The sequence below is a fragment of the Celeribacter persicus genome, from assembly GCF_003050785.1.
Classification (GTDB): Bacteria; Pseudomonadota; Alphaproteobacteria; order Rhodobacterales; family Rhodobacteraceae; genus Celeribacter; species Celeribacter persicus.
Map to the genome: position 1 here is coordinate 42,878 of NZ_QAOH01000004.1, position 15,045 is coordinate 57,922.

Below are 15,045 nucleotides of genomic sequence, written 5' to 3' on the forward strand. Positions count from 1 at the left end.
CCCTGTTGAAATCTGTCTGGAAGATAGTCCGAAATGGATCGCCCTGTCACGCCGTCACGTCGGGGTGCGCTCAAGGGGCGCGGTTGCGGTCGAACACCAGCATGCCGCGATCCTGCCAATCTTCGTTCAGGGTGAACCCGAGACCTACAAGCGCCTCCGTATAGGACTCCTGTGGGCCCTCCTCGCTGAACAGCTCCATCGGCAGGATGATCCGCCGCAACCGATCTAGCGTCATCTTCATAAGCACGCCGGACGTCACATCGCGGTCGCAGATACGCAGCACCGAGGGCCGGAAATCCTTGGCATAGGCGAGAAACCCGCTGGCCTCATCCTGACCGTCGCTGGCAAAGACCAGCGGCCCGTCGGTGACCCGGAGCCGGGAACTGTCCATGAGATCGTTGCGTCGCGCCAGTCCTTCAGTCACACGGGCGATGTCGGGACGGCTGTGCTGGGCCATGGCAACGAGATCGGGCACGGTCTTGAGCGCCTGAAGCACCACAACGCCTGCCTCCCCACCGATGTTGAGAAAGCGGTCTCCGGCCTGCAACTGGCCCGTGATATAGCGCATGTGACGGCGGGCGTATTTCCCGGCCGCGATCTGATCCAGCGCATCGGGTCCGAAGACAGCGGCATCGGCGGGGATCATGATGGCATGGTTGGCGGCCACCTCGACATGCGGATTGTCCTGCAGGCGCACTTTCGGCGGCAGGAAATCGTCGTGCCAACCATCCGCGACCGGGTTGCGACGCTCTTCTTTCGGCTTGTCGGAGACGGTTTTCTCGACCTCGCTCATCAGCGCTGCGATCTTGGCCGGGTCACGCGCCTGCGGCGGTTTGGCGACAACCTTGTTGATCGGCACCTTCCCCGCCTCGATCAGCCCTCGCTTCATCTCGGCATAAGCTTCGGTCTGTTTGTACTCATTGAGACGCGCCTCGACACGCTCAAGGGCGGCAAAATGCAGCTTGTTCAGAACCGGGTCTTTCAAAAGCTCCGCCATGATCTCCGCACGGCGTTTCGCATGGCGCAGAATCGAGTCGTCTTTCACCTCGTTGCGGTCCTGAAGCGACCAGTAATCGGCGTTGTACTTGTCTTTCTTGTTGTTGACGTTGCCGCGGAACTTGCGGATTGCATAGGCGTCGATGCCCTTGACCGCGTAGTGGTTCATCTGCGCCCAGTCGTAGCCGAGCGTGCGCCGGATCGACCGCCAGCCGCGGAACTTGAAATAATCCTCCATCGGCGCGCCGGAACCGTTGAGCCAATGCACGGTCTCGGGGAAACCGTCCTTGAGATGCTTGGTCTTGATCTTCGGGCGGTGGATGCCGAGCTTCCAGTATTCCGGATCGAACTTGAACAGCGTCTTCACCCCCCAGCCCTTGTTCCACAAAGGCGGTGCGGCGTAGAGATATTGCTCGGTCACCGGATCGCGCGACCAGTCCTCGACATAGCCGGAGCCGAAAATCCGCCAAGTAATAACGATGCCGTTGGCGCCCTTTTCCTCCGCCTCGCTCAACATGCCGTCCAGCGTACCGTCGCCATGTTTGATGCAGAGGAACTCGTCGGCATCGAACACCAAAACCCAGTCTGCCGCACCGACCAGAGGCTCCTCCTGCGCATAGTTGAGCGCGGAGGGCTGCGGTTTGATGCCTTCGGGGATGTCATTGCGCCGGTGATAGCCCAGCCCCAGCTCTTCGAGCCGGATCAGCATATCGTCCGTGCCGTCGCTGCAATCGTTGGTGTAGACGAGAATGTCCGTAAAACCGACCGCCATGTGATGGGCGAACCACTCCAGAAGATAGGGCGCTTCGTCCTTCATCATCGACACGGCCATCACCGTGCCATGCGGACTGACATGCTTTTTCAGGGCCATGCCGTGCGATCACTCCAACGCCAGAGACGGGTCGATGCCCACCTCCTTGCACATACGATCGGCATAAGAATTCTCCAGCGGCACGTTCTTGCGCCACCACGGCTTGGTGCCGTTGGTGTAGAGATGCACGCTCACGGTGTTCTCGGTGAACCAGCCTTCGACACGCCCGTAGGGATCGTAGAAAATGTCGTTGAGCTGGAATGGCACCGGATAGAGCACATCGTTGGTCATCGCGCGCTCGATGTCACCGGTCTGTTGCGCGAAATAGGTGAAGGCCTGCGGCCCGAAGGCCGTGCGCTCGGTTTTGTAGATTCGGACCGGCAGCGGGATGGACGGATCGAGCCGGTCCATTTTCTTGCGCTGGTTCTTGTTCCACCAGGCCGGATAATCAGGCAGGTTCTCGTAGTAATCCAGCAGACGGTCCATCAACTCGCCCTTCTGCGGGATACCCACCACACCGCAGTTGAGCGCCCCGCGCATACCGTGGCCCGCATAGATATGCTCCCATTCATCCGGGAAGGGTTTGTGGCAAAACGCGTCGCAGTCGATCCAGATCGCGCCGGTCTTCTGGATCATCTTGTAACGGAACACGTTGGACAGGAAGGAAGCGGAAGTGTTCTCCACCACGCTCATGTCGATGTCCATGATCTCGGAGGCCGGGCGGATTTCGACGCCTTCGGGCGCGTTCGTCACCTCATCGGTGCAATAGAGCGTCGTGGGATGACCATGACGCAGGTGCGACTTGAGACACAGCTGATTGAGATATTGCAGCTTGTCGCCAATCCAAAGGGAGGCGACGGGGCGACGGTTCAGTTCCATGATGATGATAATCTCTGCCCTGGTTGACCAAATGAACAGGGTCTGCGCCCTTTTCCTGCGGAGCTTATCCCATTGCACCCGGGCCTGTCTATCGCCCTGCAACGGCCGCAGACGGGGAAAATCTCTGGAAATCGCGCGGAAACCGACGCTTGGCCCAGCCTGTCGCCAGCGCAACACGATTGCGCCCCAGGCGATCTGTGCTAATCTCCGCCCCACAGGCCAAAAGTAACGAGATCCCTCCCGTGTTCAATCCCCAGACCCCGCTGACCGGTGACATCGTCACACTCGAAAATGCGCTCATCGTGCCATGGGGAGAAGGTCGCAAGCGCGGCATTTCACGCCCCGCCGGTATTTATGATGCGGATGGGACCTACCAGCCTCTCAGCCAGTGTTTTCGCAACACCTCTGCCGTCACGACGACCGAACCGAAAGGGCCGGTTCCCGAGACGGAGGAGGAGCTGAAGGGCACATGGCTCTATGGCGGCCTGCTCTATCAGCACTTCGGGCACGCGCTTCTGGAATCCACCTCCCGGCTCTGGGCCCGCAGCGTGATGCCCGAGGTCGAGAACGTCGCCTTCCTGATGAAAAAGCAGGTGAACAGGCCCGGTCGCTTCACCCGCCCCATGAAGCCGATGATCGACATGTTCGCGGGCGGGATCGGCGAAATGGCCGGGATCAAGGCTCCGACACGCGTCGAACGTCTCGTCCTTGCCCCGCAGGCCTTTGGCACTGGCGACATGATCGCCGGAAGCCCGGATTTTCGCGCCCACGTCCACAGGGTGCTGACCGACCGCGTCAAACCTGTGGGACCGGAAAAGATCTACATTTCCCGCACGGAGCTTTATTCGAAACGCGGCCGCTATTTTGCCGAAGACCGGATTGAGGCTCTGCTCGAAGCAGAGGGTTATCACATCTACCACCCGCAGCTTCACGATCTCGACGCGCAGGCGGCGCAATACGCCGCCGCTCATACCATTATCTCAAGTGACAATTCCGCCCTGCACATGGCCGCTTTCTTCGCCCGGCCCAACAGCCGTCTGGCAATCATCCAGCGCCGCCCCGCCGATGTGCTCGACGATTACCTGAGGCAATACGAGTGGTTCGCCGACGTCCATGTCAATGTGATTGATGCCCTCAATGGCCGTTATTATCAGTTCGACGGCGCTGGCCAATCCAATGAGCTTTACGCCGAACTGGATTTTCCAACCCTCGGACGTGATCTGGTCGAGAACGGGTATATTCGCGACACCTCCGGTTGGGACAATCCCGCCCCGGAAACGATCGAAGCGGAACGCAGACGTCTGAGCGAGAAACTGGGCATCGACATCCGCCCTTTCGAAATCTCCTGACAGGGCCGCCCCCGCGCGATCAGACGTTGTAATATTGCCGATACCAGCGGACGAAATTCGCAACGCCCTCCGGCACCGCGGTTTTCGGGGCGTAGCCGGTCAACCGTTTCAGAAGCGAGGCATCCGCCCATGTCGCCGGAACATCGCCCGGCTGCATCGGCATCAGGTTGCGCTCCGCCTCACGCCCCGTCGCAGTCTCGATGGCGGCGATGAAATCGGTGAGCTGAACGGCGTTGTTGTTGCCAATGTTCACCACGCGGAAGGGCGCGACGGGCGAAAGGCTGTCCCCCTCTTCCACCTTGCCGTCTTCGGGCCGCACCGGCACCGCGTCGATCAGCAAGCGGATGGCATGTACGAGGTCTTCGACATAGGTGAAATCGCGCTTCATATCGCCGTAATTGTAAACGTCGATCGGCTTGCCGTTCAAAATCGCCTTGGTAAACTTGAACAGCGCCATATCGGGCCGCCCCCAAGGTCCGTAAACCGTGAAAAAGCGGAACATGGTGATCGGAAGGTCGAACAAGTGCGCATAGGAATGCGCCATGCTTTCGGTCGACTTCTTGGTCGCAGCGTAAAACGACATCTGGTGATCGGCCTTGTCGGTCTCGCGATACGGCATCTCCTCATTGGCGCCATAGGCCGAGGAGGTAGACGCCAGAAGCATGTGTTTCGGCGGACAGGCCCGTGCCGCTTCCAGCAACTCAAACGTGCCGACGATATTGCTCTCAAGGTAGGAGCGCGGGTTCTCGATGGAATAGCGCACCCCCGCCTGCGCCGCGAGATGGATCACGACGTCCGGCTTTTCCTCCTCGAAGAGCGACATCAAGAGGCCGGGTGTTTCCACCTTGTCATGGACGGAGCGATAACCTTCATAGGCCATAAGTGTCTCTTCGCGACGCTCCTTGAGGGCCACGTCGTAGTAATCCGACAGGCAATCGAGACCAATGACGCGCCAGCCGTCCTCCAGAAGCGTGCGACAGACGAAAGAGCCGATAAACCCGGCGGCACCGGTAACGAGAGCTGTGGGCATGAGAGGTCCTTAGTCGGCGTGGAACAGATCACGGGTGAAAATTTTATCGGCCACATCGGCGACCTCTTCGGTCATCCGGTTGGCGATGATCACATCCGCCTCTTTCTTGAACGTATCGAGGTCGCGGACCACACGGGAGCCGAAAAAGTCGTCCTCCTGCATCACCGGCTCGTAGACGATCACCTCGATCCCCTTGGCCTTCACGCGTTTCATGATGCCCTGAATCGAGGACTGACGGAAATTGTCCGACCCGGCCTTCATCACCAGACGATAGACCCCAACGATCTTCGGGCGCTTGGCGATGATCTGATCGGCGAGGAAATCCTTGCGCGTGCGGTTGGTGTCGACAATGGCCGCGATCAGGTTCTGGGGCACCTCGGAATAGTTGGCGAGCAACTGTTTCGTGTCTTTGGGCAGGCAATAACCGCCATAGCCGAAGGACGGATTGTTGTAGTGATTGCCGATGCGCGGATCGAGTGAAACGCCCTCGATGATCTGGCGCGTGTCCATGCCGCGCGACATGGCATAGCTGTCGAGTTCGTTGAAGAACGCCACCCGCATGGCGAGATAGGTGTTGGCGAATAATTTGATCGCCTCGGCCTCGTCCGCGTCGGTGAAGAGCACCGGCACGTCCTTGTCCACCGCGCCCTCGATCAGCAGATCAGCAAAGGTGCGCGCTCGTTCTGATTGTTCGCCGACGATGATCCGCGACGGGTGTAGGTTGTCGTAAAGCGCACGCCCCTCGCGCAGGAATTCAGGGCTGAAGATCACCTGATCGGTGTTCATCTCCGCCCGCACCCGGGTGACAAAACCCACCGGAATGGTCGATTTGACCACAATGGTCGCTTTCGGATTGACCGCGATCACCTGTGCGATGACCGCCTCCACCGAGGAGGTGTCGAAATAATTGGTCTGCGTGTCGTAATTGGTCGGCGTCGCGACGATGACGAAATCCGCGTCCTTGTAGGCCGACGGCCCGTCCGTCGTGGCCGTGAGGGTCAGCTTCTTATGCGCCAGAAAATCCTCAAGCTCGGCATCCACAATCGGAGACTTGCGCGCATTGACCAGAGCCACCCGCTCTTCCGAAATATCGACCGCCGTAACCTCATGATGTTGCGACAACAAAACGGCATTGGACATGCCCACATAGCCGATCCCGGCAACCGCAATTTTCATCTCAGGACCCTCAATAGAAATTCTTGTTCAACGTGTTACCGGATACGGCCTCACCTATCCAGTCCGCTTTTGTCGCGGCTCTCTCAAAACCGCTCTCCGGATGACAATCTCCGCTGTTCCCGGGTCATCTGTCATGGCCCTGAGACAATTCCCGCCTATGACCGGGACAACGATACGAAATCAGTCCTGTGGGGGAACTGAAAATGACCGAGATCCGACCCTTTGCCTTTGTTCTGGCCTGTCTGTGGGAACCCTCCCGCAACGGTGTGCGCGCAACCTTGCGTCGCGTCCTGAAATTCTGAATCGACACGCCTTCCTCTCGCCCCGGTTTTCTGGCTCAATGCCGGGAGAAAGCGGGCGGCAAAGGAGGGCGTGCCATGACATCCGAACCTGAGAAGACTTTCGCCCGACAGAAGGCGGTCCATCGCGCCGTCCCGGTGGTGTCTCTGGACATCCGGCTGGACCGGCTGAACCGGCTCGCGACCGCGCTTTTGGCCTCGGAGGCCCGACTGATCACAGCAATGTCCGACGATTTCTCGCATCGCCCCGCGATGGAGAGTCGCCTTTACGACATCGACCTCGTGATCGGTGAAATTCGTCACGCCAAACGCCATCTGAAACGCTGGATGCGCACCCGCCGCGCGCCCGTACCGCTGATCTACAAACCCGCCCGCGCCGAAATCCGGCCTCAGCCTCTGGGGGTCGTGGGCATCATCTCGCCATGGAACTTTCCGGTACAGCTTGCGCTTGCGCCCATGGTCGCGGCGCTTGCGGCGGGCAACCGGGTGATGCTCAAACCCTCCGAACTGACACCACGCACCTCGGAAGAACTCGCGAGCCTGATCGAGGACACTTTCACCGAGGAAGAGGTCGCCACGATCACCGGCGGGCCGGAAGTGGCCGCCGCCTTCTCCGCCCTGCCATTCGACCACCTGTTTTTCACCGGCTCCACCGCAGTCGGGCGCAAGGTGGCGGAAGCGGCAGCACGGAACCTCACCCCTGTGACGCTGGAACTCGGCGGCAAAAGTCCCGCCGTCATCATGCCCGGTGCCGATCTCGACAAGACGGGACGTCGCATCGCCTGGGGCAAGGCGATGAACGCCGGACAGGTCTGTATCGCCCCGGATTATGTCCTGGTTCCGCGCAAGAAAATGCTGCCCATGGCGGATGCGATCATGGGCGCTTTCATGCGTTTCTTCCCGCAGGGTCCCGACAGCCCCGATTACGCCGCCATCGTTTCCGACCGCCATCTCGCGCGGCTTGATGCAATGGTGAAAGAGGCGGAGGCGCGGGGCGCAAAAATCCTTCGCCTTGAGGGCGACATAGGAAATGCCCGCAAATTCACCCCCACCGTGGTGCTCGATCCGCCCGCCGACATCGCACTGATGCAGGAGGAAATCTTCGGCCCCATCCTTCCGCTCATCCCCTATGACGACCCTCAGGAGGCGCTCGATTTCGTTGCGGCCCGCGATCATCCGCTGGCGCTTTACGTCTTCTCTGAGGACAAGGACGAACAAAACCTCTGGCTGGACCGTTCGATTTCCGGTGGGGTCACGGTGAACGATACCGCAATCCACGTCGGCTTTGGCACGCTCCCCTTCGGCGGCATCGGGACTTCGGGACAGGGCGCCTATCACGGTCGCGCGGGGTTCGAGACGTTCAGCCATCTCAAACCCGTGGTGCGTCAGGCGAAATGGAACGGCATGGCTATGGCCGAACCGCCGTTCAGGGGCTGGCGCAAACGCGCGCTCGGGATGATGCGCAAGCTGATGTGATCCTGTCACGCAAGTTTTGTCATCTTTTGACCTGACGGTCGCAAAGCTGTTGCTTTTCTTCGCTTTCCTTATGCGCATCGCCCGGTGCCCCTCAGTGCCGGAACGCGAAAGAAACACTCCAGACAGGACAGTGACATGACCAAAACCGTTTACGGCGCAGCCCTCGCTGCGCTTTTGCTTACCGGCACGGCCCAGGCCCAAAATCAGGCCCAGGACGCCTTCCCCGCCACACTCAAGGCCCATGCCGAGCTTTCCGCACACTCGTTTGTGCCGGCCCCCGAGGGCGCCGCACCCTATTACAACGTCTCCGGACGTTTTACCAAAGGTGCGCGCAACGAGACGCTTTACGGCAATTATCAGGACGCATCGGGGCTGGCCCTGCCCTTCCCCGGCCAGCCGCTTCAGGGTTTTTCCGGCATCCGCTCGCTTGGCGATGACCGTTTCCTCGTGCTGACCGACAATGGGTTCGGCGCGAAAGCGAACTCTTCCGACGTCGTGTTGATGTTCAACATCGTGAAGGTCGATTGGGACGCAGGACGCGTGGCCATCGAGAAGACCGTGCAACTGTCGGACCCGGACCACAAAGTCCCCTTCCCGATCATGAACGAAGCGACTGAGGCCCGCACCCTGACCGGCGCGGATTTCGACATTGAATCCATTCAGCCGGTGGATGAAAACTTCTGGATCGGCGACGAGTTCGGTCCGTGGATCATCGAGGTGAACGCCGCAGGCGAGGTGCTCCGGGTGCTCGCAACCGAGCCGGGCGATGAACTCATCCAGTCGCCGGACAACTTCTTCGTGTCCACCCCGAACCCGGGCGGTGCCCTGCCCGAAACCGTGCTGTCCTACCGCTCCGGCGGCTATGAGGGCATGGCCATTTCGGAAGACAGCAAAACCCTCTATCCGCTTTTGGAAAAGCCGGTCTTCGACCCGGAGACCGGTGGCAAGAAACACGTCAGCGGCAAGCCGGTGCTCTCCATGTTCGAACTGTTCCCCGAGACCGGAGAATGGGGCGACATGGTGCGCTATTACCCGCTTGAGGACGAGAACCACGCCATCGGTGATTTCAACCTGATCGAAGGCACCCGCGGGTTGATCATCGAACGTGATGGCGGTCAGGGCGATCCGCGCGAGGGCTGGGCCGAAACCCCGGCCATGTTCAAGCGCATCTACCTGATCGACCTCACCCGCATGGACGAGAACAACGTGCTTGATAAGATTGCCTATATCGACCTGATGAACATTCAGGATCCCGAAGGCATCGCGCCGCGCGGCACGATCGACGGCACCTTCTCCTTCCCGTTTGTCACTATCGAGGATGTGGACCGCGTGGACGAGACCACCATCGTCGTCGCCAATGACAACAACTACCCCTTCTCCGTCGGACGCCAGCAAGGCCGCGCCGATGACAACGAGATGATTCTGCTCGATGTCGCCGACTTCCTGAAGGCGGAATAAATCCCTTTCCCGGAGCGGCGAGCCGTCGCTCCGGGGTTTCCCCACTCTGACCTGTCTGGCCTTCCCCCGCCCCGCCTCATAAACTGCGCGGCATCTGAATTGGGAGACAGTGGGCATGTGGCTGGAACGCAGAGAACAATGGAGCGGGCACGCGGAAGACGCGCGTGGCGCAGGCGATGTCGATTATGCCCGCGTGATCCATTCCGCTTCCTTCCGCAGGCTTCAGGGCAAGACGCAAATCCTCAACCTCGGTGACAGCGATTTCTACCGCACGCGGCTGACGCACTCGCTCGAAGTGGCGCAGATCGCCGGAGGGCTGGCTCGCCAGTTGGCGCAGAGCTTTCCCGACCATCCCGCCACGGCCCATCTGCCGGATCGCTCTATGATCCAGGCCATCGGCTGCTCCCATGACCTGGGCCATCCGCCTTTTGGTCACGGCGGTGAGGTGGCGCTGAACTATTGCATGCACGGTGCGGGCGGGTTTGAGGGCAACGGCCAGAGCCTGCGCATCCTGTCGCGGCTGGAGAGCTTTTCGGCACAGAGCGGCGCCAATCTCACACGGCGCAGCCTTCTGGGCCTGTTGAAATACCCGGTGCCCTATTCGCGCGCCCAAAATTCCGCGCTCCGCCCCAAGCTCAGCGACAGTCCCGCAACGCTGAAACTGATCGACACGGAGGCATCGACGCCACCGAAATGCTATCTCGACAGCGAACAGGAGGTGGTCGACTGGGTGCTCGCGCCGCTTGCACCGGAGGAGCGCGTGGCATTTTGCGCCATAGGGACGCTTGAGACCGGAAAGCATCGCAAGGCGCTGCACAAATCCTTTGATTGCAGCATCATGGATCTGGCCGACGATATCGCCTACGGGGTGCACGATCTCGAAGACGCCATCGCGCTCACGCTTCTGACCCGCGAAGATTTCATGGCCCATGTCCCGGAGGAAGACATCGGTGATTTCCTCACCATGCTCAAACGCAAATATCCCGATCAGTTCGGCAATGATGTCTACGGCCAGATGCTCGACGGCCTCTTCGGCGACCGCAACACGCGCAAACGCTTCATCTCCCGTTTCGTGAATTACTTCATCACCGCCGTGGAATATACGGAGGTGCCCGAGTTCGCAGAACCGCTCCTGCGCTACCGTGCCACCCTGCCCGTGGCCCGCCGCCCGGTCCTCAAAGCGCTCAAGGATCTTGTCTTCGACGTTGTGATCAAAAGCCCCAACGTGCAGCAGCTCGAATTCAAAGGACAGCAGATGGTGGTGTCCGTCTTCGAGGCGTTGTGCTCCGACCCCGGGCGCCTTCTGCCGCGCGATCATCAGGAGCGCTTTACGGAAACGGCAGGCGACCTGCGGGTGATCTGCGACTATGTGGCCGCCATGACCGACGCCGCCCTGCTCAAGACATACGAGCGCCTGTTCGCACCGCGCATGGGATCGGTGTTCGACCGGCTGTAACCTATCAGGAACTCAGCTCCGGCAGAAGCGCCCGGAAATAGTCCACCGTGCGCTCAAGCCCCGCCTCAAGTGCGGTCTCTGGCGCCCACCCAAGCGTTGCACGCGCCAGGGAAATATCGGGCTGACGCTGTTTCGGATCGTCCTCCGGCAACGCGCGGAACACCAGTTCCGATCCGGCAGCGGTCATTCCGACCACTTTCTCGGCCAGTTCCCGGATGGTGAATTCGCTGGGATTGCCCAGATTGATCGGCCCACAAACCTCCGGCCCCGTCTCCATCAGCCGGATGACACCATCGACCAGATCGTCCACATAACAAAAGGACCGGGTCTGGCTGCCGTCGCCATAAAGCGTGATCGGCTCACCCATCAGCGCCTGCATGATGAAATTCGACACCACGCGCCCGTCGGCATGATGCATCCGCGGCCCGTAGGTGTTGAAAATCCGCGCCACCTTGATCTCAAGCCCGTGCTGCCGATGGTAATCGAAGAACAGGGTCTCCGCGCAGCGCTTGCCCTCGTCGTAACAGGAACGCGGCCCAATCGGATTGACATTGCCCCAGTAACTTTCCGGTTGCGGATGTACCACCGGATCGCCGTAAACTTCACTGGTCGAAGCCTGAAAAGTTTTACATTTCAGACGTTTGGCAAGACCCAGCATATTGATCGCGCCATGCACCGAAGTCTTTGTCGTCTGCACAGGATCGTGTTGGTAATGCACCGGCGAGGCAGGACAGGCGAGATTGTAAATCTCGTCCACTTCGACATAAAGCGGCAAGGTCACATCATGACGCATGAATTCAAAGCGTGGATGACCGTGCAGATGGTCGATATTGCGCTTCGTCCCGGTGAACAGGTTATCGACACAGAGCACCTCATGCCCCTGCTCCAGAAGACGATCCACCAGATGCGAGCCGATAAACCCCGCCCCTCCGGTCACCAATATCCGTTTGCGACTGTCGTAAAGGCGCACCATGACTGCTCTGTCCTATCTTTCGGGCCTCGCTCAGGTCCAGTTTTGCTCGATGATTTCAGTGGCCCGCCGGGTCTCGCTCTCGAAAGTCATGGCACGGGCAAAGGCCTGACCATGCGCCGCGATCTCCCGTGCCTCACGCTCGTGGCTGCGCACCCACTCGACCTTTTCAGCCAGATCGGACAGGTCCGCCTTCACCGGAACGAAATGCTCGAACGGCACAAGCTGGTCATAATACCACTGCCGGAACCCGAACTGGCTGTCTACCTTCAACACGCAGCATCCCAGTTTCAACCGCTGCATGAAGTTACACCACGCGTTGGAAAACCCGTCCACGTCGAGCGCATATTTGTCCCCGGCCCAGTCCTGCCAAGGGCGTCGTGGCCCCATGAGCCCGGCGGCCGCGCATTGCGCCTCCTGCCTGTGGGTCCAGCCCGACACGAAACGCGCATCGACACCTTCGATCCCGCGGGCCGCCATGGCAAAACGCACGCGCTGCATCACCCAGGGCTTGTCCATGTGTTCCGGCTCCAGCGAGAACAATCCGACACTGTTGTTTTGCCCGCGCCAATAGATCGTGTCACCCCGCGAGGACCACTCCGGTGCCGCCTGCGCCAGACGATCCGTCTCGGCATAGCCGCGATCGCGAAAGAAATGCTGATCCGGCAAGAGCACCTTGTCGCGAAAACAGCTCGAATAGGTAAATCGTGCATGTCCCACGAATTCCCCGTCCGAGAGATCGCAGGAGATGCGCGCGACCGTTGGAGCGCTTTGCAGGAACCAGTAGAGGTAGGCCGGGGAAAGGTTCTGGTTCTGGGGTTTGTAACGGAGGAAATACTCCGGATTGTAAAGGTAACGAATCCCCGTGCCATCGCGGACGAGATGAATCTCTAATTCGCTCGTCACCTCTTCCGATGGGGAAAAGGCAAGCTCGGGGAACGCAACCCCAACCCGTTCGAAATAGCCACGCACATGGGTTTCGACCCGGCTTTCGGCCTCTGCCAGTTTGCGCCGGGTCTTTGCCGTTCTCCGGCGCTGCCGGTAGGCCTGATACCATGCCGCGTTCTTCATGATGTGCAGCTTCCGCCTCTCCCGAAACCGGCGATCAGGTGTTGAACAGGAAGTGCATCACATCGCCGTCCTGAACGATATACCCCTTGCCTTCGGCCCGCATCTTGCCCGCTTCCTTGGCGCCCGTCTCACCGTTGCAGGCGACATAATCGTCATAGGCAATCGTCTCGGCACGGATGAAGCCGCGCTCAAAGTCACCATGAATGACGCCTGCGGCCTGCGGCGCGGCGGTGCCTTTGCGGATGGTCCAGGCCCGTGCCTCTTTCGGACCGACGGTGAAATAGGTCTCAAGGTGCAAAAGCTCGTAACCCGCACGGATCAGACGGTCGAGACCGGCCTCATGCAACCCCAGTTCCTCAAGGAACATCTCCGCCTCTTCCGCGTCGAGCTGGGAAATCTCTTCCTCGATCTTCGCGGAAATCACCACGGTGCCCGCGCCCTGTTCTTCGGCCATTTTCGCGACCGCGTCCGAGTAGGCATTGCCCTTGGCCGCATTCTCTTCCTCAACGTTGCAGACGTAAAGGATCGGCTTTTGCGTCAGGAGTTGCAGCATGTTCCACTGCTTGCGCTCTTCGTCACTCACCTCGACCGCGCGTGCCGGTTTATCGGCCTCAAGTGCGGCCTGCGCCCGGGCCAGAAGATCGTCCTGAAGCTTGGCTTCCTTGTCGTTGCCCTTGAGCTTGCGCACGAGGTTGGCGCGGCGTTTCGCGATACTTTCGAGATCGGCAAGCATCAGCTCCATCTCGATCACCTGCGCATCGTCGACCGGATCGACACGACCTTCGACGTGGGTCACGTCGCCGTCTTCGAAACAACGCACCACATGGGCGATGGCGTCGCACTCACGGATGTTCGCGAGGAACTGATTGCCAAGCCCCTCGCCCTTGGACGCGCCTTTTACAAGGCCCGCAATGTCCACGAAAGACATGCGCGTCGGAATGATCTGTTTCGATCCGGCAATTTCCGCCAGCTTGTCCAAACGCGGGTCCGGCACCGCCACGTCGCCCACGTTGGGCTCGATGGTGCAGAAGGGAAAGTTCGCTGCCTGCGCAGCGGCGGTTTTGGTCAGTGCATTGAAAAGCGTCGACTTGCCGACGTTCGGCAGTCCGACGATGCCCATTTTGAAGCCCATTGCGGCCTCCTTTGTCCGAAATTCCAAGGCTGTCTAAGGTGCAAAGGGGGCTCGCGCAAGCCTTCCCCATTGCACTTGCGTCAAAGATCGGCCAAACCCGTTGCGCAAACAGCCAGGGAGCCGCCCCATGACCCGCATCGACGCCAAATTCGCCGCGCTGAAAGCCGAAGGCAAGAAAGCCTTCGTCGCCTATGTCATGGCGGGCGATCCCGATGAAGCGAAATCGCTTGAGATCGTCAAGGCTCTGCCTGCGGCTGGTGTCGACATCATCGAGCTGGGCCTCCCCTTCACCGATCCGATGGCCGACGGCCCGACCATCCAGCTTGCCGGCCAGCGTGCGCTGGATCAGGGGATGACGCTGCAGAAGACCCTCGATATGGCGGCGGAATTCCGCAAGACCGACGACACCACACCAATCGTTCTGATGGGTTATTACAACCCGATCTATTCGCGCGGCGTGGACCGGTTTCTTGTCGATGCGGTGGAGGCCGGGATCGACGGGCTGATCGTGGTGGACCTGCCGCCCGAAGAAGACGACGAACTGTGCATACCGGCCCAGAAAGCGGGGCTGAACTTCATCCGTCTCGCCACACCCACCACCGACGACAAACGCCTGCCGACCGTGCTGCAAAACACTTCGGGCTTCGTCTATTATGTCTCCGTCACCGGCACGACCGGCGCCGCCGCCGCCTCCGGCGCGGATGTCGCCCCGGAAGTGGCGCGGATCAAAGCCAAGACCGAACTGCCCGTAATCGTGGGCTTTGGCGTGCGCACGCCCGAGAAAGCCGAAGAGATCGCGGCTGTCGCGGACGGCACCGTGGTCGGCTCCGCCATCGTGGGCGAGATCGCCCAAGGCAAATCGGTCGAAGAGGTCGCTACCTATGTGAAATCTCTGGCCGACGGTGCGCACCGGGCCTGAGCACCGGAAGAAACGTATATACA

12 protein-coding genes are annotated in these 15,045 nt (G+C 60.2%); 5 read left to right on the plus strand and 7 right to left on the minus strand.

Annotation, left to right across the window (positions count from 1 at the left end):
- Positions 1–70: 70 nt before the first annotated feature.
- Both C8N42_RS06485 and C8N42_RS06490 read right to left on the minus strand, forming a co-directional pair.
- Positions 71–1,867, minus strand: a complete 1,797-nt coding sequence (locus C8N42_RS06485; RefSeq protein ID WP_245889983.1) for a glycosyltransferase family 2 protein — start codon at positions 1,865–1,867, stop codon at positions 71–73.
- A 9-nt stretch (positions 1,868–1,876) separates the two neighbouring features.
- Positions 1,877–2,686 (minus strand): hypothetical protein, encoded by an 810-nt coding sequence (locus C8N42_RS06490; protein WP_107815740.1) that lies wholly within the window; start codon positions 2,684–2,686, stop codon positions 1,877–1,879.
- 242 nt (positions 2,687–2,928) lie between these two features.
- Between C8N42_RS06490 and C8N42_RS06495 the strand changes: the two genes are divergently transcribed.
- Complete coding sequence (locus C8N42_RS06495; RefSeq protein WP_170109231.1) at positions 2,929–4,035, plus strand: glycosyltransferase 61 family protein; 1,107 nt, start codon at positions 2,929–2,931, stop codon at positions 4,033–4,035.
- A gap of 19 nt (positions 4,036–4,054) precedes the next feature.
- On the opposite strand, the gene C8N42_RS06500 is transcribed toward C8N42_RS06495, so the two are convergent.
- Together C8N42_RS06500 and C8N42_RS06505 are read right to left on the minus strand one after the other, a co-directional pair.
- A complete protein-coding gene (locus C8N42_RS06500; RefSeq protein WP_107815742.1) occupies positions 4,055–5,065 on the minus strand; it encodes an NAD-dependent epimerase/dehydratase family protein in 1,011 nt (336 codons plus the stop codon).
- 9 nt (positions 5,066–5,074) lie between these two features.
- Positions 5,075–6,241 (minus strand): nucleotide sugar dehydrogenase, encoded by a 1,167-nt coding sequence (locus C8N42_RS06505; RefSeq protein ID WP_107815743.1) that lies wholly within the window; start codon positions 6,239–6,241, stop codon positions 5,075–5,077.
- 377 nt (positions 6,242–6,618) lie between these two features.
- On the opposite strand from C8N42_RS06505, the gene C8N42_RS06510 reads away from it, so the two are divergent.
- The 3 genes from C8N42_RS06510 to C8N42_RS06520 all read left to right on the plus strand — a co-directional run bounded on the left by C8N42_RS06510 (position 6,619) and on the right by C8N42_RS06520 (position 10,930).
- Positions 6,619–8,016, plus strand: coding sequence for a coniferyl aldehyde dehydrogenase (locus C8N42_RS06510; protein WP_107815744.1), 1,398 nt, complete (start codon positions 6,619–6,621; stop codon positions 8,014–8,016).
- A gap of 135 nt (positions 8,017–8,151) precedes the next feature.
- Positions 8,152–9,474 (plus strand): esterase-like activity of phytase family protein, encoded by a 1,323-nt coding sequence (locus C8N42_RS06515; RefSeq protein WP_107815745.1) that lies wholly within the window; start codon positions 8,152–8,154, stop codon positions 9,472–9,474.
- A 115-nt stretch (positions 9,475–9,589) separates the two neighbouring features.
- Entirely contained in the window at positions 9,590–10,930 is a 1,341-nt protein-coding gene (locus tag C8N42_RS06520) for an anti-phage deoxyguanosine triphosphatase (RefSeq protein ID WP_107815746.1), read from the plus strand.
- A 4-nt stretch (positions 10,931–10,934) separates the two neighbouring features.
- Here the strand turns inward: C8N42_RS06520 and C8N42_RS06525 are convergent, their stop codons facing one another.
- Genes C8N42_RS06525 through ychF form a run of 3 tightly spaced genes read right to left on the minus strand, consistent with a single transcriptional unit; the run spans position 10,935 to position 14,103 of the window.
- Positions 10,935–11,903 (minus strand): UDP-glucuronic acid decarboxylase family protein, encoded by a 969-nt coding sequence (locus C8N42_RS06525; RefSeq protein ID WP_107815747.1) that lies wholly within the window; start codon positions 11,901–11,903, stop codon positions 10,935–10,937.
- 30 nt (positions 11,904–11,933) lie between these two features.
- Positions 11,934–12,971, minus strand: a complete 1,038-nt coding sequence (locus C8N42_RS06530) for a glycosyl transferase family 90 (RefSeq protein WP_107815748.1) — start codon at positions 12,969–12,971, stop codon at positions 11,934–11,936.
- Between the two features lie 34 nt (positions 12,972–13,005).
- Complete coding sequence (gene ychF, locus C8N42_RS06535) at positions 13,006–14,103, minus strand: redox-regulated ATPase YchF (RefSeq protein ID WP_107815749.1); 1,098 nt, start codon at positions 14,101–14,103, stop codon at positions 13,006–13,008.
- 127 nt (positions 14,104–14,230) lie between these two features.
- On the opposite strand from ychF, the gene trpA reads away from it, so the two are divergent.
- A complete protein-coding gene (trpA, locus tag C8N42_RS06540; protein ID WP_107815750.1) occupies positions 14,231–15,022 on the plus strand; it encodes a tryptophan synthase subunit alpha in 792 nt (263 codons plus the stop codon).
- The last annotated feature ends 23 nt before the right edge of the window (positions 15,023–15,045 follow it).